At 58.3% G+C, this 21,364-nt stretch carries 23 protein-coding genes and 1 tRNA gene; 9 read left to right on the forward strand and 15 right to left on the reverse strand.

Annotated features, from left to right (window positions below):
- Positions 1-157: 157 nt before the first annotated feature.
- From ROO76_07550 to ROO76_07570, 5 genes are all read right to left on the reverse strand, one after another.
- Positions 158-793, reverse strand: coding sequence for a protein-methionine-sulfoxide reductase heme-binding subunit MsrQ (locus tag ROO76_07550; protein ID MDT8068009.1), 636 nt, complete (start codon positions 791-793; stop codon positions 158-160).
- 75 nt (positions 794-868) lie between these two features.
- The gene (gene msrP / locus ROO76_07555) at positions 869-1,831 is read right to left on the reverse strand and encodes a protein-methionine-sulfoxide reductase catalytic subunit MsrP (GenBank protein ID MDT8068010.1); all 963 of its coding nucleotides are present in this window, start codon (positions 1,829-1,831) and stop codon (positions 869-871) included.
- Between the two features lie 119 nt (positions 1,832-1,950).
- Complete coding sequence (locus ROO76_07560; GenBank protein MDT8068011.1) at positions 1,951-2,700, reverse strand: RNA methyltransferase; 750 nt, start codon at positions 2,698-2,700, stop codon at positions 1,951-1,953.
- Positions 2,701-2,732: 32 nt separating this feature from the next.
- A tRNA-Glu gene (locus ROO76_07565) sits at positions 2,733-2,810 on the reverse strand.
- A gap of 193 nt (positions 2,811-3,003) precedes the next feature.
- Positions 3,004-4,341, reverse strand: a complete 1,338-nt coding sequence (locus ROO76_07570) for an MFS transporter (GenBank protein ID MDT8068012.1) — start codon at positions 4,339-4,341, stop codon at positions 3,004-3,006.
- Positions 4,342-4,569: 228 nt separating this feature from the next.
- On the opposite strand from ROO76_07570, the gene ROO76_07575 reads away from it, so the two are divergent.
- On the forward strand, positions 4,570-5,550 hold the full coding sequence (locus ROO76_07575) for a VWA domain-containing protein (protein MDT8068013.1): 981 nt from the start codon (positions 4,570-4,572) through the stop codon (positions 5,548-5,550).
- Positions 5,551-5,619: 69 nt separating this feature from the next.
- Here the strand turns inward: ROO76_07575 and ROO76_07580 are convergent, their stop codons facing one another.
- Positions 5,620-5,802: a hypothetical protein gene (locus ROO76_07580; protein ID MDT8068014.1), complete on the reverse strand. Its 183-nt coding sequence runs from the start codon at positions 5,800-5,802 to the stop codon at positions 5,620-5,622.
- Between the two features lie 109 nt (positions 5,803-5,911).
- Between ROO76_07580 and rpiA the strand changes: the two genes are divergently transcribed.
- Positions 5,912-6,631, forward strand: a complete 720-nt coding sequence (rpiA, locus tag ROO76_07585; GenBank protein ID MDT8068015.1) for a ribose-5-phosphate isomerase RpiA — start codon at positions 5,912-5,914, stop codon at positions 6,629-6,631.
- 96 nt (positions 6,632-6,727) lie between these two features.
- Here the strand turns inward: rpiA and aroF are convergent, their stop codons facing one another.
- The 4 genes from aroF to ROO76_07605 form a co-directional block, all read right to left on the reverse strand.
- The gene (gene aroF / locus ROO76_07590; protein MDT8068016.1) at positions 6,728-7,795 is read right to left on the reverse strand and encodes a 3-deoxy-7-phosphoheptulonate synthase; all 1,068 of its coding nucleotides are present in this window, start codon (positions 7,793-7,795) and stop codon (positions 6,728-6,730) included.
- 12 nt (positions 7,796-7,807) lie between these two features.
- Positions 7,808-8,635 carry a prephenate dehydratase gene (locus ROO76_07595; protein MDT8068017.1) on the reverse strand — a complete coding sequence of 276 codons (828 nt, stop codon included), beginning with the start codon at positions 8,633-8,635 and terminating at the stop codon, positions 7,808-7,810.
- Positions 8,632-8,919: a chorismate mutase gene (locus ROO76_07600; protein MDT8068018.1), complete on the reverse strand. Its 288-nt coding sequence runs from the start codon at positions 8,917-8,919 to the stop codon at positions 8,632-8,634. Before ROO76_07600 ends, ROO76_07595 begins: the two co-directional genes overlap by 4 nt.
- A gap of 381 nt (positions 8,920-9,300) precedes the next feature.
- Positions 9,301-10,083, reverse strand: a complete 783-nt coding sequence (locus tag ROO76_07605) for an SDR family oxidoreductase (GenBank protein ID MDT8068019.1) — start codon at positions 10,081-10,083, stop codon at positions 9,301-9,303.
- A 151-nt stretch (positions 10,084-10,234) separates the two neighbouring features.
- Here ROO76_07605 and ROO76_07610 point away from each other — a divergent pair, with 151 nt between their 5' ends.
- Both ROO76_07610 and tnpA read left to right on the forward strand, forming a co-directional pair.
- On the forward strand, positions 10,235-10,618 hold the full coding sequence (locus ROO76_07610; protein MDT8068020.1) for a hypothetical protein: 384 nt from the start codon (positions 10,235-10,237) through the stop codon (positions 10,616-10,618).
- A 120-nt stretch (positions 10,619-10,738) separates the two neighbouring features.
- Complete coding sequence (gene tnpA / locus ROO76_07615) at positions 10,739-11,302, forward strand: IS200/IS605 family transposase (protein ID MDT8068021.1); 564 nt, start codon at positions 10,739-10,741, stop codon at positions 11,300-11,302.
- 265 nt (positions 11,303-11,567) lie between these two features.
- Here the strand turns inward: tnpA and ROO76_07620 are convergent, their stop codons facing one another.
- Positions 11,568-12,539: a tagatose 1,6-diphosphate aldolase gene (locus ROO76_07620; GenBank protein MDT8068022.1), complete on the reverse strand. Its 972-nt coding sequence runs from the start codon at positions 12,537-12,539 to the stop codon at positions 11,568-11,570.
- 254 nt (positions 12,540-12,793) lie between these two features.
- Between ROO76_07620 and fba the strand changes: the two genes are divergently transcribed.
- Complete coding sequence (gene fba, locus ROO76_07625; GenBank protein MDT8068023.1) at positions 12,794-13,825, forward strand: class II fructose-bisphosphate aldolase; 1,032 nt, start codon at positions 12,794-12,796, stop codon at positions 13,823-13,825.
- A 121-nt stretch (positions 13,826-13,946) separates the two neighbouring features.
- On the opposite strand, the gene ROO76_07630 is transcribed toward fba, so the two are convergent.
- The gene (locus tag ROO76_07630; GenBank protein ID MDT8068024.1) at positions 13,947-14,537 is read right to left on the reverse strand and encodes a hypothetical protein; all 591 of its coding nucleotides are present in this window, start codon (positions 14,535-14,537) and stop codon (positions 13,947-13,949) included.
- A gap of 56 nt (positions 14,538-14,593) precedes the next feature.
- The gene (locus tag ROO76_07635; protein ID MDT8068025.1) at positions 14,594-15,541 is read right to left on the reverse strand and encodes a type II CAAX endopeptidase family protein; all 948 of its coding nucleotides are present in this window, start codon (positions 15,539-15,541) and stop codon (positions 14,594-14,596) included.
- 93 nt (positions 15,542-15,634) lie between these two features.
- Here ROO76_07635 and ROO76_07640 point away from each other — a divergent pair, with 93 nt between their 5' ends.
- From ROO76_07640 to ROO76_07655, 4 genes are all read left to right on the forward strand, one after another.
- Positions 15,635-15,979: a metallopeptidase family protein gene (locus ROO76_07640; GenBank protein MDT8068026.1), complete on the forward strand. Its 345-nt coding sequence runs from the start codon at positions 15,635-15,637 to the stop codon at positions 15,977-15,979.
- Between the two features lie 152 nt (positions 15,980-16,131).
- On the forward strand, positions 16,132-18,666 hold the full coding sequence (locus tag ROO76_07645; protein ID MDT8068027.1) for an ABC transporter permease: 2,535 nt from the start codon (positions 16,132-16,134) through the stop codon (positions 18,664-18,666).
- Positions 18,667-18,858: 192 nt separating this feature from the next.
- On the forward strand, positions 18,859-19,374 hold the full coding sequence (locus ROO76_07650) for an acyloxyacyl hydrolase (protein MDT8068028.1): 516 nt from the start codon (positions 18,859-18,861) through the stop codon (positions 19,372-19,374).
- A gap of 64 nt (positions 19,375-19,438) precedes the next feature.
- Positions 19,439-20,173, forward strand: a complete 735-nt coding sequence (locus ROO76_07655) for a phosphatase PAP2 family protein (protein MDT8068029.1) — start codon at positions 19,439-19,441, stop codon at positions 20,171-20,173.
- A 90-nt stretch (positions 20,174-20,263) separates the two neighbouring features.
- Here the strand turns inward: ROO76_07655 and ROO76_07660 are convergent, their stop codons facing one another.
- Together ROO76_07660 and ROO76_07665 are read right to left on the reverse strand one after the other, a co-directional pair.
- Positions 20,264-20,536 (reverse strand): hypothetical protein, encoded by a 273-nt coding sequence (locus ROO76_07660; protein MDT8068030.1) that lies wholly within the window; start codon positions 20,534-20,536, stop codon positions 20,264-20,266.
- 115 nt (positions 20,537-20,651) lie between these two features.
- A partial coding sequence (locus tag ROO76_07665) for a DUF1697 domain-containing protein (protein ID MDT8068031.1) occupies positions 20,652-21,364 on the reverse strand: 713 nt, incomplete at its 5' end.

The following is a 21,364-nucleotide window of genomic DNA, read 5'->3' on the forward strand; positions in this document are numbered from 1 at the left end:
CAGGGCCACCGCCTGCGACGACGGGTACTTCCGCAAAAGGAGGTTCGGGTGGAGGGCTATTGAAGAGCCGGCGAGCAAAACTGACCGCAAATGAAGCGATACGACGGAACATACCCGGCCTCGATGGCCAAGTATATCCCAGTTCCGAATTGCGGGTTCAGTCGGCCGGTGCGGGCGAGGGGCTTGCGGGCTGTGGGACTGGAGACGCGAGGCGACGGCGCTTCCTGATCCAGAACCATACTCGAATCGCCAAAAGACCACCAAGAATGGTCGCGTAAATCATCGGTTCCCGGAGATCAGCCTTGACCAGCCAGATGAAATGGATGACGCCCGCGGCAGCGGAAAAATAGATTAACCGGTGCAGAAGTTGCCAGCGCTTGCCGAGGCGTCGGATCCACCCCTTCGTCGAGGTCGATGCGAGTGGAACCATCAGCACGAATCCGGTGAGTCCGGCGGTGATGAACGGCCGCTTGTAGACGTCCTTGAGCATCGAGTGGAAGTCAAAGAACTGGTCGAGCCAGACGTAGGTCATGAAGTGCAGGAAGCCGTAGAAGAACGCGAACAGGCCGATCATCCGGCGGTACTGGATGAGCCACTGAATTCCCGTGATGCGACGCAGCGGAGTAATCGAAAGTGTCACCAGCAGGAGGATCAGCGTCCAGCGGCCGGTCTGGTGCGTGATCTTCTCAATGGGGTTCGCGCCAAGATTGTCCTGCAGGCCATCCAGGGTCAGCAGCGCGAGAGGAACCAGTGCGGCAAGGAATACAACCGGTTTGAGGATTTTGTTACGCATGGAAAAGACGGTTCTCAGTTCTATGTTCTGCGTTCTCTGTTAAAACCCACGTCTCAACGATTGTTGCAAATGGTTTTAGAAATACTTTCGCAGGTCCATGCCGTTGTACATGCTGGCTACGTAATCGCCGTAGCCGTTGAACATCAGCGTGGGACGCTTGAAGAATTCGCCGAGGCGACGTTCCTTGGCCTGGCTCCAGCGCGGGTGATCGACGTTCGGATTCACGTTGGAGTAGAAGCCGTATTCGTTCGGCGCGGAGAGGTTCCAGGTGGTCTCCGGCTGATTCTTCACAAACTTCACTTTCACGATTGACTTGATGCTCTTGAAACCATACTTCCACGGTACGGTCACGCGCACAGGCGCGCCGTTCTGGTTCGGAAGAGTTTCGCCATAGAGTCCGACGGTGATCATCGAGAGCACGTTCTGCGCTTCGTCCATGCGTAGCCCTTCAACGTAGGGCCACTGGAGTACATTGCGGTTCTGGCCGGGCATCTGTGTGGGACGGTAAACGGTCTCGAACTGCACAAACTTCGCCTTCGAGGTCGGCTGCGCGTAATCGATGAGGGCATTCATCGGGAAGCCGATCCAGGGCACGACGATGGACCAGCCTTCGACACAGCGATGCCGATAGATTCGCTCCTCCAGCGGCGCGAGTTTCATCAGCGAGTCGATGTCGATCTTCTTGTGCTTTGCAACTTCGCCCTCGATGGAAACTTCCCACGGGCGTGTCTGGAACTTGCCGGCTAGTTCGGATGGGCCGCTCTTGTCGGTCGAGAACTCGTAGAAGTTGTTATAGGTGGTGACGTCCTTGTAGGGCGTTTCCTTTTCGTTGGTGCTGTACTTGCTCTTCGAGTATTGCAGCCTGGTGTTCGCCTGCACCGACTCGTCCGGAGAGAAAAGCTCGAATCCCTTGTAGCCGACAGCGGCCACCCCGGCCACTGCCGCTCCGGCCATGAATTTCCGGCGATTCATAAAGAGCGATTTCGGCGTCACTTCCGAGTACGGCAAATCGTACGGCTTTTTGCTTTTAGTGAGCATGAAGAACTGCACCCCACATTGAACTACCTGTATCGATGTTACAGCGGGAAAGAAGTTACAAAGCGGAGGGAAATTAATGTGTCTCTTTGGTGGGGTACGCGGGCGCGCGGCTCCGCACCCTACTTTTTCGGGGCGTTGCCGAGTTTCCAGAGGATCTGGCGGAGCATGCCCAGCCAGGTCTCCGCATCATCGGCGGGAAGGCCGAGGCGGCGCACGGTCCGGCGAATCTTCTCTTCCGATGCCGGCGTGTCAGGATTCAGATAGCCGCTGGTGCGGAGAGCTTCGACAAGCATATTTGTAAAGCGCTCGACGTCGCTGGCCGAGGCCGGTTTCGCGGAACCCTTGGGCGCGGCTGCTTTGGTCTCGCGAACAAGTTCATAAAGACACACCGCGACGGCCTGGCCGAGATTCATCGAGACGCCTTCGCGCGTGGGAATTCGCAACAACCAGTGACAGTGGCTGAGATCGGCGTTCAGAAGGCCCCGTTTTTCCGAACCGAAGAGCAGGGCGACGCGGCCGGCCGCGAGATGCTTGCGAATCTCTTTTGCGGCGGCCTCCAGACGATGCAGCGGATGATGCAACTCGCGGTCACGCGCGGCGGTGGTGCCGATAACGAGCGCACAGTCTGCAACGGCTTCGGCAACAGACCCGTAAACCTTGGCCCTCTGCAAAAGCGCGGCGGAACCACTCCTCGCCGAGCGTGCTTCACGGAAGCCTTCGTCGTACGGATTCACCAGGCGGAGATCGGCGAATCCGAAATTGCTGACCGCGCGGGCGGCGGCCCCGATGTTGAGCGGATTGCGCGTGCTCACCAAAACGATGGAGAGGCGATCGAGAGGCGAAGTGGGCTGTTGGGTTCGTCGAGGCAAGTTATGTTCTTCGACTCGCGGTCGGATTACTTTGGCGTCCCCGACGGGATTTGAACCCGTGTTATCGCCGTGAAAGGGCGGTGTCCTAGGCCGGGCTAGACGACGGGGACGCGACAGGAGAGGTAAATACTTGCTGCTCCGACACTTCATAGTAACAAGCGGAAAACGTGAGTGTCAAAGAACAATGACGATTGTCGGATTGACGAATGAACTGCAATTGACCCATTGACGATTTTCGCATTGAAGACTGAAAAAAACACTATTCACCAGCAGAATCGAGAATTCAAAGCGCAGCCGGAAAGGTCAGTCAGCGTTAACAGCAGTTGTGGCTGGTTCAACCGAGGATGCCCGCGCACCCCAGAATGACGTTGTGGTAGCGATCAGGTACATGACGGCGATCATGGCCAGCGCGAGGGTGAGACTGTGGCGCTGGGCAATGCGTCCGGCCAGCGGCGCGAGCGAGATTTGCAGGATGATGGCGACGAGGCTGAACAGAGTCTGCACGCGGCCCATGAGGTGTTTGGGGACGAGTTGCATGATGCTGGCGCTCAGCGCGATTCCGCCGACGCCGCGGGCGCTTCCGGCGATGAAATAGAACGTCGAGGCCAGGTAGATTCCGGCGGCGAGGCCGACGACGGTCGAGTGCGGCACGAAGAAGAAGCACAGCGAGATGAGGAACATGCTGGCCGGCACGACTTTCCCCCATCCCCAGCGGTGCGACATTCGCGCAGCATAGAAGGTGCTGATGAACGCGCCGACTCCCCAGCCGGCATTGAGCCATCCGTAGCCAACCGCGCCGGCGTGCAGAATGCGGTCGCTGAGCGGCGCCGTCAGCACACCGTTCACCATCATTGCAGAGACGAACACTGCCCAAGTAGAACCGACCATCGCAAGCGCGAGGTTGGATTTCACGAAGCTCAGGCCGTCGCGCATCTCGTGCGCGAAACGTGCGAGGGGATGCTTGTCGATATGTATGGAAGTGTGAGCGACGACGTGGCGCCCCTTGCGCACGAACCAGTAGCAGAGGATGGAAAAGGCGTACGTTGAGGCGTCGAAAAGAAGAATGCCGCCGATACCGATCTTCGCGTAGACGAAGCCGACGATGGAACCTGCGACCATCCAGCCGCCTTGGAATCCCGCGAGCAGCATGGCATTCGATTCGGCGAATTGTGCCTCGGGTGTCAGTTCCTGCAGGAGCGCGGTGATCGTTGGCCAGAACATCCAGAAGCCGGTCGAGACCAGGACGCCCATCGCGAACAGGTGCCAGACCTGCACAACTCCGCGAAGGCAGAGGATGGCAACGCTCAGAATGAGCAGGCCGCGTGCGGCGTCGAGGAACATGACAACGCGCCGGCGGTCTTCGCGATCGATGACAACGCCACTGAAGGGCATCAGGAGGAGCGAGGGGATGGCCTGTGCAATGACGAGCGCGCCGAGCATCTCTTCCGAATGAGTTGCCTGCAGGATGTACCAGGTGACAGCGGCCGAGTTCATGCCGCTGCCGATCATCGACACGAAATTCGCCGAGAACAGCAGCGCCAGTGGCCGGTTTCGGAATACTTCCCGCATAAGTCGAGTGTACCTGAGTGTCGGCGGTGGAAATCTGCTGCCAGAAGTACACGCAGCGTGAAAGATTTTCACCGTGGGGCCGATTCACAAGCCCTTGGAAATGCATGGGTAGGTGCAACTCGAGCGTCGCGAAGCGCGCTATTACGCGGTTTGTTGATGGAAATACCACTTTGTGTGGAGAAACCGCACGAATGGCAGGTGTTTTGCGCCTTGGTTCATTGCCCTATAGTGTCTTTCGCGTGATCGGCGCATCTAAGTAAACTAACGCCACCGTAAGAAACATGGGTGTCCAGGAGACCAATGATGAGGTCGAGGTCGATACTTCTGCTGTTGTGCGTGGCGCTCGTGGTTCCGGCAATGTGGGCGCAAGCGGCACCGGTGGCACAATACGCGGCGACAAACAGGCAGGGGACCGATTCGTCGTTGCCGCAGGGAGATGACCCGATCACGACCATCCGCGCCGAAGTGAAGGAAGTAAATGTCATCTTCACGGCGACGGATCGCAAGGGACACTACAAGAACAATCTTAAGGAATCGGATCTCACGGTGCTGGATGACGGCAAGCCTCCGGCTGCGGTGAACAGCTTCGCGAGCGAGACGGATTTGCCGCTGCGAGTTGGGCTTGTACTCGATGTCAGCGGCTCGATTACCGACCGCATGGCATTCGAGCAGGAATCGGCGATCAAGTTTTTCGACGAGATATTGCGGCGCGGGACCGACAAGGCATTCGTCCTGGCTTTCGATTCCGTCGAGCGGTTTCCGCAGGGCTTCACAGACGACACGGCAAAGCTTGCGAATGCGGTGCGTTCTTTGAACGCGGGTGGCGGTACCGCGGTCTACGATGCAGTGGCGGATGCGGCGAATAAGAAATTGAAAGACGTTAAGGCTGACCGGCCGGTGCGGCGCGTCATCATTCTTATCAGCGACGGCGAAGACAACCAGAGCCGCCTGACTCGCGCGCAGGCAATTGACGCGGCGAAGCGCGCGGAAGTCACGATTTATACGATCAGCACGAACGACAGCAACGTACGCACGCGCGGCGACAAGGTACTGGAACAGTTGGCGGACGAAACCGGCGGACGGGCGTTCTTCCCGAGCAAGGTGGAAGACGTGGCGCACGCCTTCAGCACCATTGAAAACGAGTTGCGCAGCCAGTACGCGCTTTCGTACAAGCCGGCGGATTTCGCGGCGGACGGCCGCTACCGAACGATCAGGATCGTGTCGGCGAACAAGAATGTTGTGATTCGCGCGCGCAAGGGGTATTTCGCCCCGACGCACTGATTTGTTCCCGGAAGGTTCAAAGCCGAAGCTCACGCTTCGGCTTTTTGGTTCTTAGGCGGCTTCAGCGGCTCAACTTGCGCGCTTGAGAGCTTCCTCGTCGTCTGGGTTGGGAATGGTCGAGAGTGGGTCGCTGGCCGGAAAAGTCTCCTCGATGGTTTCGTCGAGAGCGGCCTCGCGGATTCGGTGTTCCTCTTCGCTTGAGTGCTCGTGTGCCTGGGTCTCGCCGCGATGAACTTTCCAATTTCCGCTCACGCCTTACCTCCTATATATGCCTCAGCGGATTTAGATGATATCTTCCCGGTGTGGGTCGGAAGGTTTTTCGGCGTTTGCTTCGATGAGTTCAGGGAAGACAAGAGAAGATTTGGAGCGGGAAAAACGGCTCGCGTCTGAGGCGGTCGCGCGCTGGATTCCCGATGGTGCGCGTATCGGGATCGGGAGCGGAACTACTGCCGCCTACTTCATACGCGCGCTCGGGGCACGGGTCCGCGACGAGCGGCTGCGCGTGAGCGGAATCCCGACCTCCATAGATTCAGAAGAACTGGCGCGTTCGGTGGGCATCCCGCTGCTGCAGCCTGCGTCAGGACTGCGGCTCGACTTCACCGTTGATGGCGCGGACGAAATCACACCGGAGCTTCACCTTATCAAGGGCGGCGGCGGAAAGCTGTTTCGCGAGAAGGTGATCGCCACGGCATCGAAATTCCTGGTCGTGGTCGCTGATTCCTCCAAGCCAGTTCCGGTTCTAGGAGCCATGCCGCTGCCGGTCGAGGTAGTTCCCTTCGCGGCGCCCTGGGTGGCGGATCGGATCGCGGCACTCGGGGGAAGGCCGGTTCGACGCGAGAATGACGGAACGCCGTATCTCACCGATCAGAGTAACTGGCTGCTCGATTGCCACTTCGGAGCGATTGCCGATCCCGTCGCGCTCGATCGCGAGTTGAAGAGCATCGCAGGCGTGCTAGAGAACGGATTGTTTCTCGGATTGGCAAAACTGACCGTCGTCGCCGACGGAGATAACGTTGTGGTGATGCGGCCCGGCATCGCGCCGGTCAGCGCCTCGAACTTCGAATTCACTTCCCTTCTGTAAAAGAGCGGGAACGAGATGCTCAGGTTTCGGCATTCAGCTGTAGCGTTTCGCCCTGTGTCACCGAATGCTTGAGTGCTGATCGCTGAATGCTTCCCCTTAGTCGGCGCTCGCCGCCGATGCGATCACGCCTTCCGAATGAGGCGTGAACCGCGTCGCAGCCACCGCGAGTCGGCGCGCGGGCTGAAACAGGTCTCGTACGAGTTGAGTGAACTGTTCGGGTTCGAGCGACTGCGGACCGTCGGACATGGCGCGCTCAGGGCACGGATGCACCTCCACCATGATTCCGTCCGCTCCTGCGGCAATGGCAGCGCGCGACATCACGGGGATCAGATCGCGACGGCCGGTTCCGTGCGAGGGATCGGCGATAACGGGAAGGTGTGAAAGTTGTCGCGCCAACGCCAGCGAAGCCAGATCGAAAAGGTTTCGTGTTTCAGTGTCATACGACTTTACGCCACGCTCGCAGAGAACGACGTTCGGATTGCCACCGGCGATGAGGTATTCGGCGGCAAGTAGCCATTCCTTCACGGTCGCCGCCGGACCACGTTTCAGCATTACCGGCTTCGGACACTTTGCCACGCGGCGCAGCAGTGCAAAGTTCTGCATGTTGCGCGCGCCGATCTGCAGCATGTCGGCATAGTCGGCGACGAGATCGACGTCGTCGGTGCCGAGCACCTCGGTCACGACCGGAAGGCCGGTCTCGTCCGAGGCTTCGCGCAGAAGCTTCAGCGCGTCTTCGCCAAGTCCCTGGAACTCATAAGGCGAGGTGCGCGGTTTGTAGGCACCCCCTCGGAGCATTGTCGCCCCCGCATGGCGCACGGCGTGCGCGGTTGCGAAGAGCTGTTCACGCGACTCGACCGAGCACGGTCCGGCGATAAGGACAATATCGTCACCGCCAATGCGCACGTCGCCGACGCTTACAACGGTGCGCGCAGTTCTTCCCTGCCTCGCGACGAGTTTGAACGGGTGCGCGATGGGAATGAGGCGTTCGACACCGGGCGCGGCGGTAAGGGCTTCGAGTTCTTCGCGACGGCCCGAACCGACGGCGGCGACGATAGTCTTCTCTTCTCCTTGCGTGACCTGGGCCTTATAGCCGAGTTCCCGCACGCGCGCGATAACGTGTGCGATCTGTTGTTCGGTTGCATTTTCCAGCATGCTGATGATCATTGGGATCCCTTCCTAAATGTTGGCGGCTGCGGCGCGATAGGAGCCGAGCACGCGCACTTCTTCCGCCATGTTGCGTAATTGCTGCAGCGCCGATTGCGTTGCTTCCGACGGCGCGGCAAGAAAATCGAGAAAGAACAGGTATTGCCAGGGGCTTCGCTTGATAGGCCGGCAAAGCAGATTCGCGAGATTGATGCCGTGCCGCGCGAAGGGTTCGAGAGCGTGATAAAGCGAACCGGACTCATGCCGAAGCTTCACGGCCAGCGAGTACTTATTGGCGTCGGCGATCTCCGCCGAACGCGGCCCGAGCAGCGCGAAGCGCGTGAAGTTCTCCGGAAAATCTTCAACGTTCGAGCGCAGAACGCTTGCGTTGTAGGCGGATGCTGCGTGCGAACCGGCAATGGCGGCCACAGTGCGATCTCCGCGCTCCATTACCTCCCGAACGCTTCCGGCTGTGTCTTCCGCGACGATGCGCTTGATCTGCGGATTCGAGACGAAGAAGGCTTCGCACTGCGCGAGCGCAACTGGATGCGACTGCACGGCCTTCAGGGTGTCGATCCGGGCGCCGGGAACGCCGATCAGGCAATGATGAATGGGACGGACGACCTCGGCGTGAATCGAGAGGTCGGATTCGTAGAGCAGGTCGTAACATCGCGTCACGTGACCGGCGAGGCTGTTCTCCAGCGGGGAGAGCACGTAGTCGGCGCGGCCATCCTTCACGGCGCTGAAGAGCAATTCGAAGGTCGCGCAAGGAACGGTTTCGACCTCGTTGTTGAACAGGACTTGCGCGCCTTCCTCGCTGAAAGCTCCGCGCTCGCCCTGGAATGCAACGCGAGGGTTCACGCGCGGTTCTCCTTGTGCAGTTCTTTTTCCATGCGGCGTGATTCGCAGATGATGCGTCGGAAGATGCGGCGAATTCCGGTATGGTCGAAAGGTCCGGGATTTGAGCCGATTGCGCGTGAGAGGACCTGGCGTTCGCGCTCGGGGTCGCGGATTTCCCAGCCGAGACCTTGCTTCAGGCGCGCGAGATCAAGCGCAAGCGCGGCGCGCTGGTTGAGGATTCGGACGAGTTCGGCGTCGAGTCGATCAATCTCGTCTCGGCGGCGGCGAACATCTTCAGGACTCATCTGCTTCTCCTGCGTCAAAAGCAAAAGCCGCGAGATTTACTCGCGGCTCCTGAGAACTTTTGGCTTTTTATTTCAGCTTAGGTGCGCCTTTCGCCAAGTCTCTCCGGGCCGCTTCCGATAAATCGGAAATAGCCGAAATAGCCCGAAAAGTTCAAGGTGGCGAAATTCATAATCACTTCGTCTTGTGATAATGCCGCAGGCTGCGATCGGCGTCAACGGCAAAGGACCTGATGAGGCGATTAGAAGTTTTGACTCGGGGAGTTTTGAGATTCGGCCTCGTCTCGCGGGCCTTCAGTACGTAACGATATTTTCTGTGTATATCGGTGAAACCTGACATTTTACCGACGACGCTACATTGAGTACTCCTCTCCAAGAAGCACTTCACTTCTTTTTCTTTTGCATCGCGGCGGCGATTTTGATTACGAGACGGCGCGGGGCGAAGCGCTGGCTCTGCAAGCCGATTTTGTTGCCCCAGCCGGGAATAATGAGGCGCTTCCCTTTCATGAGGCCGTCGTAAGCTTCGCGAGCGACGACATTCGCCTCAACGATAAGGGGATTATTTGCGATCACGGTGCCTTGCAGCCCGGCACGTTTTTGAAATTCCGTTGGAACCGGGCCGGGGCAAAGGGTTGAAACATGAACGCCGCGCGGCGCCAGTTCCTCGGCGAGCGCTTCCGAGAAATTCAGGACGAATGCCTTGCTCGCGTAGTAGACGGCCATGTGCGGGCCAGGCTGAAAACCGGCCATGGAGGCGACGTTGAGGATGCGCCCGCGGACGGTGATGATGTGCGGCAACAGGCGATGCGTGAGTTCGACGAGGGCGTTGACGTTGGTGTGGATCATGTTCGCCTGCACGTCGAGGGGGAGATCGGCGAAGTCTCCGTAGGCCCCGAACCCGGCATTGTTCACGAGGCAGGCGATCTTGGTGCCGGTTTCATTGAGCTGCATGGTGACTTCTTCGGGCACGCGGGGGTGCGAGAGATCGGCGACGACGATCTGAGTCTGAACGCCATAGGTGTGACCGAGTTGCTCGGACACTTCGAGAAGCCGCGGCCGCTGGCGGGCAAGGAGCACGAGGTTCCACTTGTCCTGGGCGAAGAGCGTGGCAAGTGCGTAACCAATGCCAGTGGAAGCGCCGGTGATGAGTACAGTGCGTCCGTTCATTATCAACTCGCTAAGAGGCAGTGCCTCTTAATAACAATAGCTTAAATGACCCGAAGGTAGAGTGGGCGCAACTTTCGCGTGGGGGTGGGTTGATACTCCGCAGAGAGTCGGCAGGTAGAGGGAAACCGGCCACAGAAGCGACGGAGGAATTATGCGACGAAGTATATTGGCCATCGGTGCGCTTGCGCTGGCGATGAGCGTGGGTGCGGTGGCTCAGAACCGCGACATTCACAACGACCGCAGGGACGTGCGCCACGACCGGCGCGATCTGCGCAAGGATTACAGGAACAGATACGGTGATCGAAAAGATATGCGCAGCGATTACCGTGATGTGAATCGTGATAAGCGAGACTACTGGCGCGACCGGAGATCGGGCAATTGGGCCGACGCGCGGGGGGATCGCAAAGACATTCGCAGCGACTACAGAGACATGCACCGAGATAGACGGGACTTCCGAGCCGATAGGCGCGATAGGTACCGAGACCGACGCGATATTCGGCATGACCGACGGGATATTTACCGGGATCGTCACTAATTCAGGTTTTCTCTCCGGAGGGGGCGGGCGCGAGCCCGCCCTGATTTCTTTGAGGAAATTTCGTACCTTGGACTTCCGGTTATAGCCCAGCGCTTCAGCGCTGGGAGGACGATCAGAACTTTGACCACTGGAGTCAATCTGGCGCTCGGAATCAGCTCAGTTCCACTTTGGGAAGTTTTGCAGTTCGGGTGTAGCCCAGGACTTCAGTCCTGTGAAAGCGGCGACTATCTTCGTCTGATGGGACGCACTTTTAGTGACAATTTGATTCACGTCGTCTTCAGCACTAAGGAAAGAGAGCGGTTCGCTGAAGAACGTATGGACCGCATCTGCGAGTTTATGGGCGGAATTGCGCGGAAGAATGGATTCCATGTGCTGACGATGGGGGCGACCGAGGATCACGTTCATTTGTTAGTTCAAATTCCGCCAATATTGTCGATTTCTAAAGCAGTGCGGCTTATGAAGGGCGGATCCTCGAAGTGGTATAACGATACCTTCGCTGAGAAACGGTTTGGGTGGCAGGAGGGATTCTCGGCATTTAGCGTAAGTCGGTCAGTTGCGGATAAAGTTGAAGCATATATTCGGAATCAGAAAGAGCATCACAAGAAAAGAGATTTCCCGGAAGAGTTGCGGGCGATTTTGAAAAAACATGGAGTGAAGTTCGAAGAAGATTATCTCTTGGGTTGAGTTCCAGTCGTCCCTACGGGACTCCGGGGAGATTCGCAGATTGATTCCCAGCGCTGAAGCGCTGGGCTACAGCCGAAAGTCAAAAGCTCAATGTCGCCAACTTCGAATCCACTTTCCCAGCGTTGAAGCGCAGGGCGACAGCCGAAAGTCAAAAACACGTTTGCGCAGGCGTGTCCTCTAACCATGAAAAAGCTTGTCCTCAAATGTAGTGGTGCGAAGAAAGAACAAGGGCGACCGAAAGCCGCCCTTTCTTAACCTTACGCCTTCACTGGTAGAACGAGAACCAACTGGTTGCGGCTTTGAGTGACTGGTTGACGTTCTCGATGTTTTTGACCCCTTCGTTGGAGAGCCAGTCGCGGAAGGCCTTGTTTCCTTTTTCTGCGTAAATGGGAATACCGTCTTTCCATGTGGCTCGGCCGCAGAGGACGCCATTGAACTTAACGCCGGACTCGGCGGCGAGGGCGAGCGACTCGTTGAATTCGGAGTTGCTCACGCCGGCGGAAAGATAGATAAAGGGTTTGGTGGAGGCAGTAGCGGCATCGAGGAAAAACTTTTTGGCTTCTTCACGCGTGTAGGCTTTCTGGCCGCCGAATGATTTTGTGCCCTCCACGAATTTCATATTGATAGGCACTTCAACTTTCAACACGTCGACGCCGTAACGGTCTTTCGTGAATTCCGCCATTGAGGCTTTGACGATCTCCGGCTTCTTCTTCGCAAATTCCAGGCCTTTTTCGTCCGCGCCTTCCTCGTAGCCGACTAGCTCGAGGAAGAATGGGATGTCGTTGGCGCGGCATTCGTCGCCGAGGCGCTCGACCCAGGCGCGCTTGCGATCATTGATGTCCTTGGGATCGAAGGGCGTGTAGTAGAGAAGGATCTTGATGCAATCGGCGCCGGCTTCTTTGAGGCGGCGGACGCTCCAGTGATCGAGAAGATCGGGCAGACGACCGGGACCGGTTTTGTCATAGCCGGTTTTTTCGTAGGCGAGCAGGAGGCCGGCATTCTTGGCACGGGCCTTCGCGGCAGGCAGACCCCACTCGGGGTCAAGCAGAATGGCGGAGGCGTGCGGCGTCAAAATTTCGGCGACTGAGGTTTTAAACTCTTCGAGTTCCCTGTCACCAGCGTTAGCGCCGAGCGCTTTCTTCAGCGATCCACGCTGATCCATGGCAGCGGCGGCGATGACTCCGCGGCTGTCGCTGACGGCTTTCATTCCGGCGAGTTTTCCGGGGGTAAGCTTCATGTAGTCGTTCTCTCCTCAGGAATAGATATCGAGTGCAGTGTGTCTAAAGGGATACTTCCCCTTCGCCTTCGCTCAGGGTCAGGATGGCAGATCTAACGAACTGCTAATCACCACTACTAAGGCTCAAAATCACAGAAGTCGTGGTTTCGGTTCCTTGTTGCCTGACCGCGCAAAATGTTACGGTAAATGGTTAATGTCCCCACGTTTTACTGCGTGTAGAGATTATAGATAAGAAAGTGTAAAGGAGCGCAATCATGCCCTTAGTTTCAATGCGGCAGGTGCTCGACGAAGCGGCCAAAGGCGGATACGGCGTCGGTGCATTCAACGTCAACAACATGGAGCAGATCCAGGCCATTATGGAGGCGGCACGCGAGACGAAGTCGCCGGTAATCATCCAGGCGAGCCGCGGGGCGCGCAGCTACTCGCAGGACAAGTTCCTGTACCACCTGATGTTGGCTGCGGCGGAACTCTATCCGGAGATTCCGCTGGTGATGCACCTCGACCACGGCAACAGCGTGGAGACCTGCAAATCGGCCATCGATCTCGGCTTCACGAGCGTGATGATGGATGGCTCGCTTATGCCGGATGGCAAAACGCCGTCGAGTTTCGAGTACAACGTCGAGACCACGCGAACCGTCGTGGAGATGGCGCACGCGAAGGGCGTCACGGTCGAGGGCGAGATCGGCGTGCTGGGCGGAATTGAAGACGGTCACGGCGCGGGCGGAACCGGGCTCGAGCATGTCACCGATCCGGATCAGGCCGCGGAGTTCGTGGAGAAGACCGGCGTGGACGCTCTGGCGATCGCGATCGGTACGAGCCACGGGGCGTACAAGTTCTCGCGTAAACCGGATGGCGCGGTGCTGAAGATGGACCGGCTGATTGAAATTCACAAGAAGCTGCCGAAGGTGCACCTGGTCATGCACGGATCTTCGAGTGTGCCCAAGGATTTGCAGGACATCATCAACCAGTACGGCGGCAGCCTGAAGCCGACCTGGGGCGTCCCGGTCGAGGAGATCCAGTTGGGCATTCGCAACGGCGTGCGCAAGATCAACGTCGATACCGACAACCGACTGGCGATCACGGGCGCGATCCGCAAGGTGTTCATGGAGACGCCCGAAAAATTCGATCCGCGCGATTATCTGAAGCCGGCTCGCGAGGCGATGAAGAAGGTGGTCGCGCTACGGATGACGCAGTTCGGCCAGGCCGGACACGCGGGCGATTATGCGGCGATTCCGATTACGGAGTTCGCGAAGAAGTACGCTAAAGAGGCGGTTGCAGCAAGATAGGTTCTTGCGGTTTTTAGGCGCCCGAGGCGATGGTCTCGGGCGTTTTCTTTTTTCCGACGCAGATAAGACCCACGTCTGTTAACTGCGGCAGATGTGAGGCACCGATCGTCCCAACGGACACTCAATCCCGCGGGCCGACGTCGAGGGTGTGGTCTTTGCCCATCATGCGGGTGGGATTTTCGGGGTCGACCTGGCGAAGCAGAAAGTACAGGCCCTTGTTGATGGTGAAGTCCGGGCGGTCGGAGTAGAACTCGGTGCTCGCGTTACGGAGCAGGTAGGCGCGGATGTGAACGTGTCGCAGGAAAGTCGGCGGGTCACCAAACCGGTGGCGGCCAAGGCCGAGCATTTGCTGGGCCGGCGTGGGCTCGATGCTGATGATAACCGCGTTCAGAGAGGCTTCGTTCTTTTTCCATTCGAGATGGCCGATGCTGATACGCACCTTGGAATTCGGCGAACCGGTGCCGCGGTTGAGCACCTGCTCAATCCGCCCGGTAATCTTCGAATCCCGAGGAACCACGATGTCGTGCCCGATGAGGACGGCCTCCCTGGTCTTAAATTCCACGCGCTCGCCGGGTTTGGCGGAATCTGTTTTGATTTTCGTTTGGAGTTCGACGGGGATTTGGGTACCCGCCCTCACGGAGATTTCCTGCGCGCTCAGCGAAACCGCAGAGGCGGCTACAAAAGCCGAAAGCAGGATTGCGATTCGAGCCATCAGTGCACCCTGATTGGATGCACCATGACAATCACGGGGACCGGCAAACACTGGGATCAGTGGACCTGCCACTGTCTGCGCGGATAGAGCAGGTGAACGCATAGAGCAATGAAGGCCAGGGCAGCGAACGCATAAAGACTGCCCTCGGGCCCAACGCTGCCTCCGGTAATCCATTTGTTCCCGGCGAAATGAGGGTTGAAGAGAGCGCCGACCGACTTGTTTCCGCTGTCGGGAACGCCGTAGAAGAAGCTCTCCGCCCAATCCCAGGAGGCGTGTGCGCCGACGGCAAACCAGAGGTTCCCGGTGCGCCATAAGCTGAAGACGAAGATAAGGCCAACGAGACCCGCGTTCAGCGCACCCACCCAGTCTTCGCCACCGTTGTTGAGATGAACGGCTCCGAAGATCACGGAGAGGATGATTCCGGTAACCCAGAAGTTGGTGCCGGTGGCCAGCGTGAATAACGAGTAGCCGCGGAACAGGAATTCCTCGGCAAAGCCGACTAAGAGGAACGCGATTCCCCAGAGCACGGCGTAGCGGGCGAGTTCGCCGCCGTGGAGTTGAATAGGGCCAAGCGAAAAACCGTGGGAGAGGTGGATCATCAACAAAAGAGCGCTAAGGGCTGCAAAGCCGATTGCGACTCCGGTGAAGAAGTGCGGGATCGCGCTCCGGCGCAATGGTAGACCGTAGGCTCCCCATCTGCGCCTCTCAAGGAGAGAGGCTATAAAGGCGGGGATCGCGGCGGAGAGGAACATTGCGAGTTCGCCGGCAATTGCTATTTTGGGCGTCTGGATTCCCAGGCCCGAGCCGAAGACTGCTCGGAGAATGTGCGTGCTTACCCACAGGAGAATGACGACGGCGACGAGGTATAGAAGGAATCGCCAGCCGGCACGGAGGCCCTGGTCGCCCAGGAACACGCGAACCACAACAGGGCGCTTCGGTGGCGCTGGAGGCGGAGGGACTAGTTGGGGGCCGAGTTGAGCTGAGTTCGTTGCCTCATTATCCATTCGAATCTCCAAATTTCAACCGCCAGCGCGGAAGGACTTGATTACTATGTAGTCGGATGCGCGCGGCGGACGGCCAGGGAGGGAGATACGCAAATGGAGCGCGAACGGTTCACCAAGCTCGTAGAAGAGGCACTCGATTCACTTCCGCGTGAATTCCGAAAGCGCATAAAGAATGTTGCTGTACTGGTCGAGGATCTGCCGCCGGAACAGCGAGGACGGCCTCGAACCTTGCGACTGGGGCTCTTTCATGGTGTGCCCACGACACGTAAGAGCGTCTTCGACCTGCCGACCGGGCCGGATTACGTCGTGCTCTACCAGAAGAACATTGAAGCAGTGTGCTCCAGTGAAGACGAAATCCGACACCAGGTGCGGCAAACCGTCATTCACGAGATCGGGCACTACTTCGGGATGAGCGAGGAACAGCTGAAAGACGTTTGAAGGAGTTCCCGGCTCCCAGCTCTTCGTTCTTCGTAAAGGCTAAGACGGGTCCTGCCGTCGCAACAAAATAAAAACGTGAACCGCAACTAGCCATTCTGCGTATAGACCGTCTAAAGCGGAGGAACTTGGGAATCCTCTACTTGGGAGCGTCCATGCAGGATCTGCGCTTTGCGATGCGACATCTTTTGAAGTCGCCGAGTTTTTCCATCACTGTCATTTTGACGATCGCCCTGGGTATTGGGGCCAACACCGCTATTTTCACGCTGCTGCATAGCGTACTGATGAAGTCGTTGCCGGTGGTGGATCCGAAGACCCTGTATCGCGTGGGAGATAAGGACGACTGCTGCGTGAACGGCGGGTTCCAAAATGACGACGGCGATTTCGACCTGTTCTCGTATCCCTTGTACAAGCACATCCAGGAGACGTCGCCGGAGTTCGAACAACTCGCGGCAATGCAATCGGGGCAAGACGACTTCACGGTTCGGCGTGGGTCGGAGCCGGCCAAGTCGTTGCACAGCGAGTTCGTCTCCGGCAACTACTTTATGACGTTCGGCATCGGCGCGTTCGAAGGGCGGCCGCTCACCCCGAACGACGATGTGACAGGAGCCGCTCCAACTGCGGTGATGAGCTACCAGGCGTGGCAGTCCGACTACGGAAGCGATCCGAGCGTGGTGGGCTCCAGTTTCTATGTGCAGGGACAGCCGGTGACGATTGTGGGTATCGCGCCACGTGGATTCTTTGGCGACCGGATTCGCAGCAAACCGCCGGATATCTGGATGCCGCTGGCGATTGAGCCGGTCATCAACCGCGACAATACGATCCTGAATATCCAGGAAGCGAACTGGCTCTACCTGATCGGCCGGGTGAAGCCGGGTGTAGGCATCGTGGCGCTGCAGGACCGGATTTCGAACAACCTTCGCCTTTGGCTCGCGACCATTCCAGGGTACACCGAGAACGGCGGCTCTACGGTGATTCCAAAGCAGCATGTGGTGATGACGCCCGGTGGCGGCGGAATCCAGAACCTGCAGCAGGAGACGGGAAAGCAGTTGTACCTGCTGATGGCGATCTCTGGGCTGGTGCTGCTGGTGGCGTGCGCGAACGTGGCGAACCTGCTCCTTGCGCGCGGAACGACACGCCGCGCGGACACGTCAATACGAATGGCGCTGGGAGCGGCGCGAAGCAGGCTCATCCGGCAGATGCTCACGGAAAGCGTTCTGCTGGGCTGCGCCGGAGGACTAGTGGGTCTTGGTGTGGCATACGCCGGCACGCGCACCATCCTGGCACTGGCCTTCCCGGACGCGCCACAGGTGCCGATCGATGCGAGTCCGTCGCTGGCAGTGCTGGGATTCGCGTTTCTGCTGTCGCTGGTAACCGGTGTGATCTTTGGGACGGTGCCGGCGTGGATAACGTCCCATTCGGACCCGGCGGAAGCGCTGCGTGGCGTGAACCGGTCGACGCGCGACCGTGCGTCGATGCCGCAAAAATGGCTTATTGTCTTCCAGGCAGCGCTGTCTCTCATCCTACTCGTCGGCGCGGGGATGCTCACGAAGAGCCTGCGCAATATGCAGCACCAGGACTTCGGAATTCAAACCGCGAACCGCTACGTAGTGCATTTCGATCCCCAAGGCGCGGGGTATACGACGGAGAGGCTGCCGGAGCTGTATCAGAAATTGGAACAGCAGTTCGGTGCGTTGCCCGGTGTACACAGTGTAGGCCTGGCGCTCTACAGCCCTCTGGAAGGCAATAACTGGGGCGAGGGCGTACGAGTGGAAGGGCGCCCAGCGCCCGGACCCAACGATGACAACGGCTCCTCTTGGGACCGCGTAAACCCGCAGTTCTTCAAGGCGGTTGGGCAGCCGGTCATTCGTGGTCGCGGATTCACCGACGCAGATACCGCGACCTCACAGTTTGTCGCCGTAGTGAACCAGGCGTTCGTGAAGAAGTTTTTCCCGAAGGAAGATCCAATCGGGCGACACTTTGGGGTGTTCGACCAGAAATACGCCGGGGCGTTTGAGATCGTGGGAGTCGTGGCAGACGCGAAGTACGTCGATCCGCGGGCGAAGGTGCGGCCAATGTATTTCCGCCCCCTGACGCAACAGATGAAGGTGACCGAAGTGAACATGGCGACGGCGGAGAACCGCTCGCTATATATCAACTCAATTGTTCTGCGCTTTGACCACTCGCCGCAGAACGTAGACGCGCTGGTGCGACATACATTGGCGAATATCGATCCGAATCTCACGGTTATAGACCTGGCGTCGATGGACTACCAGGTGAGCATGAACTTCAACCAGGAGCGAATGGTGGCCCGTCTCACGATGCTCTTCGGACTGCTGGCTCTGGTGCTCGCATCGGTTGGGCTATACGGCATAACGTCGTACTCGGTGGCGCGCAGGACGAACGAGATCGGGTTGCGCATGGCGCTCGGTGCGGACCGGGGACGCGTCCTGGGAATGGTTCTGAGGGGCGCTTTTGGCAAGGTGGTAATCGGTCTGGGACTGGGAATCCCGGTTGCGATCATTGGCGCACGGGCGATGTCGGACCAGCTATACGGGGTGAAGTTCTTCGATCCGCCGAGTATCGGGATCGGGGTGGTGGCGCTTCTGCTCGCGACCTCGATCGCGGGATTCATCCCCGCGCGGCGGGCGGCCACGATTCAACCGATGGAGGCGTTAAGGACGGAATAGCCGACCGAAATTGGAAGGCGCGCCAAATTACTTACAGAGGCAGCAACAACACGCTGAGCGCCATCAGAACAAAGTGCCGTTAAGTCAACGCTTGGGGGAGTCATCATCAGGCGCTTTGTTCTGGTCCTCACACTTCTGTTTGCTGCGTCGGGTCTAAGTGCCCAGGAGAGGGCGAACGGAACCGAGTATGCGTTGTGGTCCGGCGGGAACTTCGGAGACGGACACGTAATAGGTTTTTCGCAGGGGCGCCGACTGGTTCCAATCGCCCTGGTGTGGGCTCCGGTGCTTGCGCGTCACCGGCACTTCACTGTCCGATACCGCATCGATGTCATCCCGGCGGCCTTTCTGCACGACGACCGGCTGGCTCCCCCAAAGCATCTGCAACCGCGGGGTATGCGATGGGTGTACGGAGGCGGAGTGAGCCCCGTCGGAACGCAGATCGATTTCCGGCCGCGCGCTCGCGTCCGTCCTTTTTTTGAAATTACCGGCGGTTTCCTTTATTTCAACAGTAAAGTGCTGGCATATGGCGGAACACGGTTCAACTTCACGGTCGCGCCGGGAGTGGGAATTCACATCTCGCTGACGCCGCGAACCGCGCTCATCTTCGGCTACATGTATCACCACTTGTCGAACGCAGACCTGAACCATCAGAACCCCGGAGTTGACTCGCAGGAACTCTACTGCGGAATTTCGCTTTTCAGGCGGTAATCTGACTCCGGGCACACACCTAAGTCGGGTATCGCTGTGCTTGCGGGTTGCATCGAACTCAGAAATGCAAGCCGCCACCCGGTTACTTCTTAGCTCCATTCTGGTTACGGTTATTTCCGTCGGCGCCGCCGCGCAGGTGACTGCCTCACCGTGCCACTTACATTCTGCAACGCGTGAAATCGGGAATGACAGCGTCGCGGTGTGGCACGGAATTCTCCGCGCGCCGCGCAATGCGATACGTCTGCATAACCTGGCGTGGGAGCTTCCCATTGGCGCGGCGGCAGGGATACTGATCGCCGAGGCGGATATTCCGGCTGCCGATCGAATTCAGTCGAAGTCGCTGCAGAATACAGCGGGGAATTGGTCCAATGCGGGCCTGGGCCTGGAGTTGGGATCGGGCGCACTGGCGTGGACGGCAGGGTGCATTGGGCATCACTCGCGTGCGAGCGACGCCGGCTTCACCGCGCTGACTGCCGTTGGGGCAGCGGGACTTGCCGACCTGGCATTGAAACTTTCATTCGATCGGCAGTTCCCTTATTCGCGGCACAGCACAGGAGAGTTCTGGGGCGGAGGCCGGTCGTTTCCATCGGGTCACTCGGCGACGAGTTTTGCATTTGCTTCCGTAATCGCGCATCGATATCCGCACAACCGGTGGATCAAATGGGGTGCTTACGCTCTCGCTGCCGGCGTGAGCATTTCACGCTATCCCGCAAAGAAGCACTTCCCTTCCGACATCCTGGTTGGCGGCACACTCGGATACGTGATGGGTACCTATATCGCGGACCACACGTCGCAATAGAGGTCGAGATCACCGGTTCCAACAACCTGATATCCGCGAGAATTTAATCTAATTCTAAAGAGTTAGGCCTAAGTCTAGCTCCAACAGGGATTACTTCGACAGCTCCTTGCGATTCTCCTTCGCCCAGGCACTGTTCTTTGGAACGGCCTTCAAGGGCGGCCCACCTGCGGTTCCACACGCGCACGGACCCTCCATCTTGGCTTCGGTCATGCACGAACACGATTTGTTCTTCAGGCAGGCACAGACGTAAACCATGTCCTTGCCATTGGTCTTGTCTTGCGCTTTCTGGCTGCCGCTGGCAGGAAGGAAAACCATCAGCACGAAAGCGCAGAGAGTTACGGCAAAACCCGTCAGTCTTTTCACGATCTCACCCCTTTAAAGTGCAGAGACAATACCATCCGTGGCGGGAACCGAGAAATAGCCACTTAATGGAAGTTTTCGATAGCCACTTCAGGTACGCGGGATGTTGCTTCACTGACTAACGTGAGGCCGCTGGCGCCCTGTATGTCGGCGTCTCCGCGGTGAGAAGTTTCACGATTGCCATGATCGTGTTCCAGTTGCGCGTCGTCACATTCGAGTTGAACAGTTTGTCGATCTTCCCAAGATAGCCGATTGTCTTCATGTGGCGACGGTATTCGCCGAAAACGAATCTGTCCCTGGACGCAATCAACCGGACCAACCATTCGCCCTCGGGCGGAAACGCAATCGGCATCGCTGGCCGGGCACGGCTGGTCTTCGTCACGACGCTTAGGAACCGAACAATATCGGAGCCCGGCGGCTTGGTTCCAAACGGGTTGTCCTTCGCCAGGCGGATGATATCCCGAGCATCGCAAACGGCAATGTCGGCTTCGAACGGCAACTTTCGGAGCAATTCGGCGCGGAACTTCGCTTTCGAGGCGGGCTTCCAGACAACAAACGTCCCCGCAGCGCCAACGTTCACGACACCGTAGTCGCTGAGTTCGCGCGCAAGCGTGCTTGGGCGAAACGTCCTGTGTCCGCCGACATTCACACCACGAAGGAAGACCACGAGAGGCATAGTGGTCATGAAGACCTTATTGATTCTCATCTGGGTGATGAATTGCGTTCGGTCGTTATCCCAAGATGAGTTGCCATCATTGCTAATAGCTCGTTCTGCTCGGAAACCTTCGCTTGCAATTCCGGTTTCGGTATCCCGTTCTTTGCCGGTAGAAC

This window comes from Terriglobia bacterium, from assembly GCA_032252755.1.
Lineage (GTDB): Bacteria > Acidobacteriota > Terriglobia > Terriglobales > Acidobacteriaceae > JAVUPY01.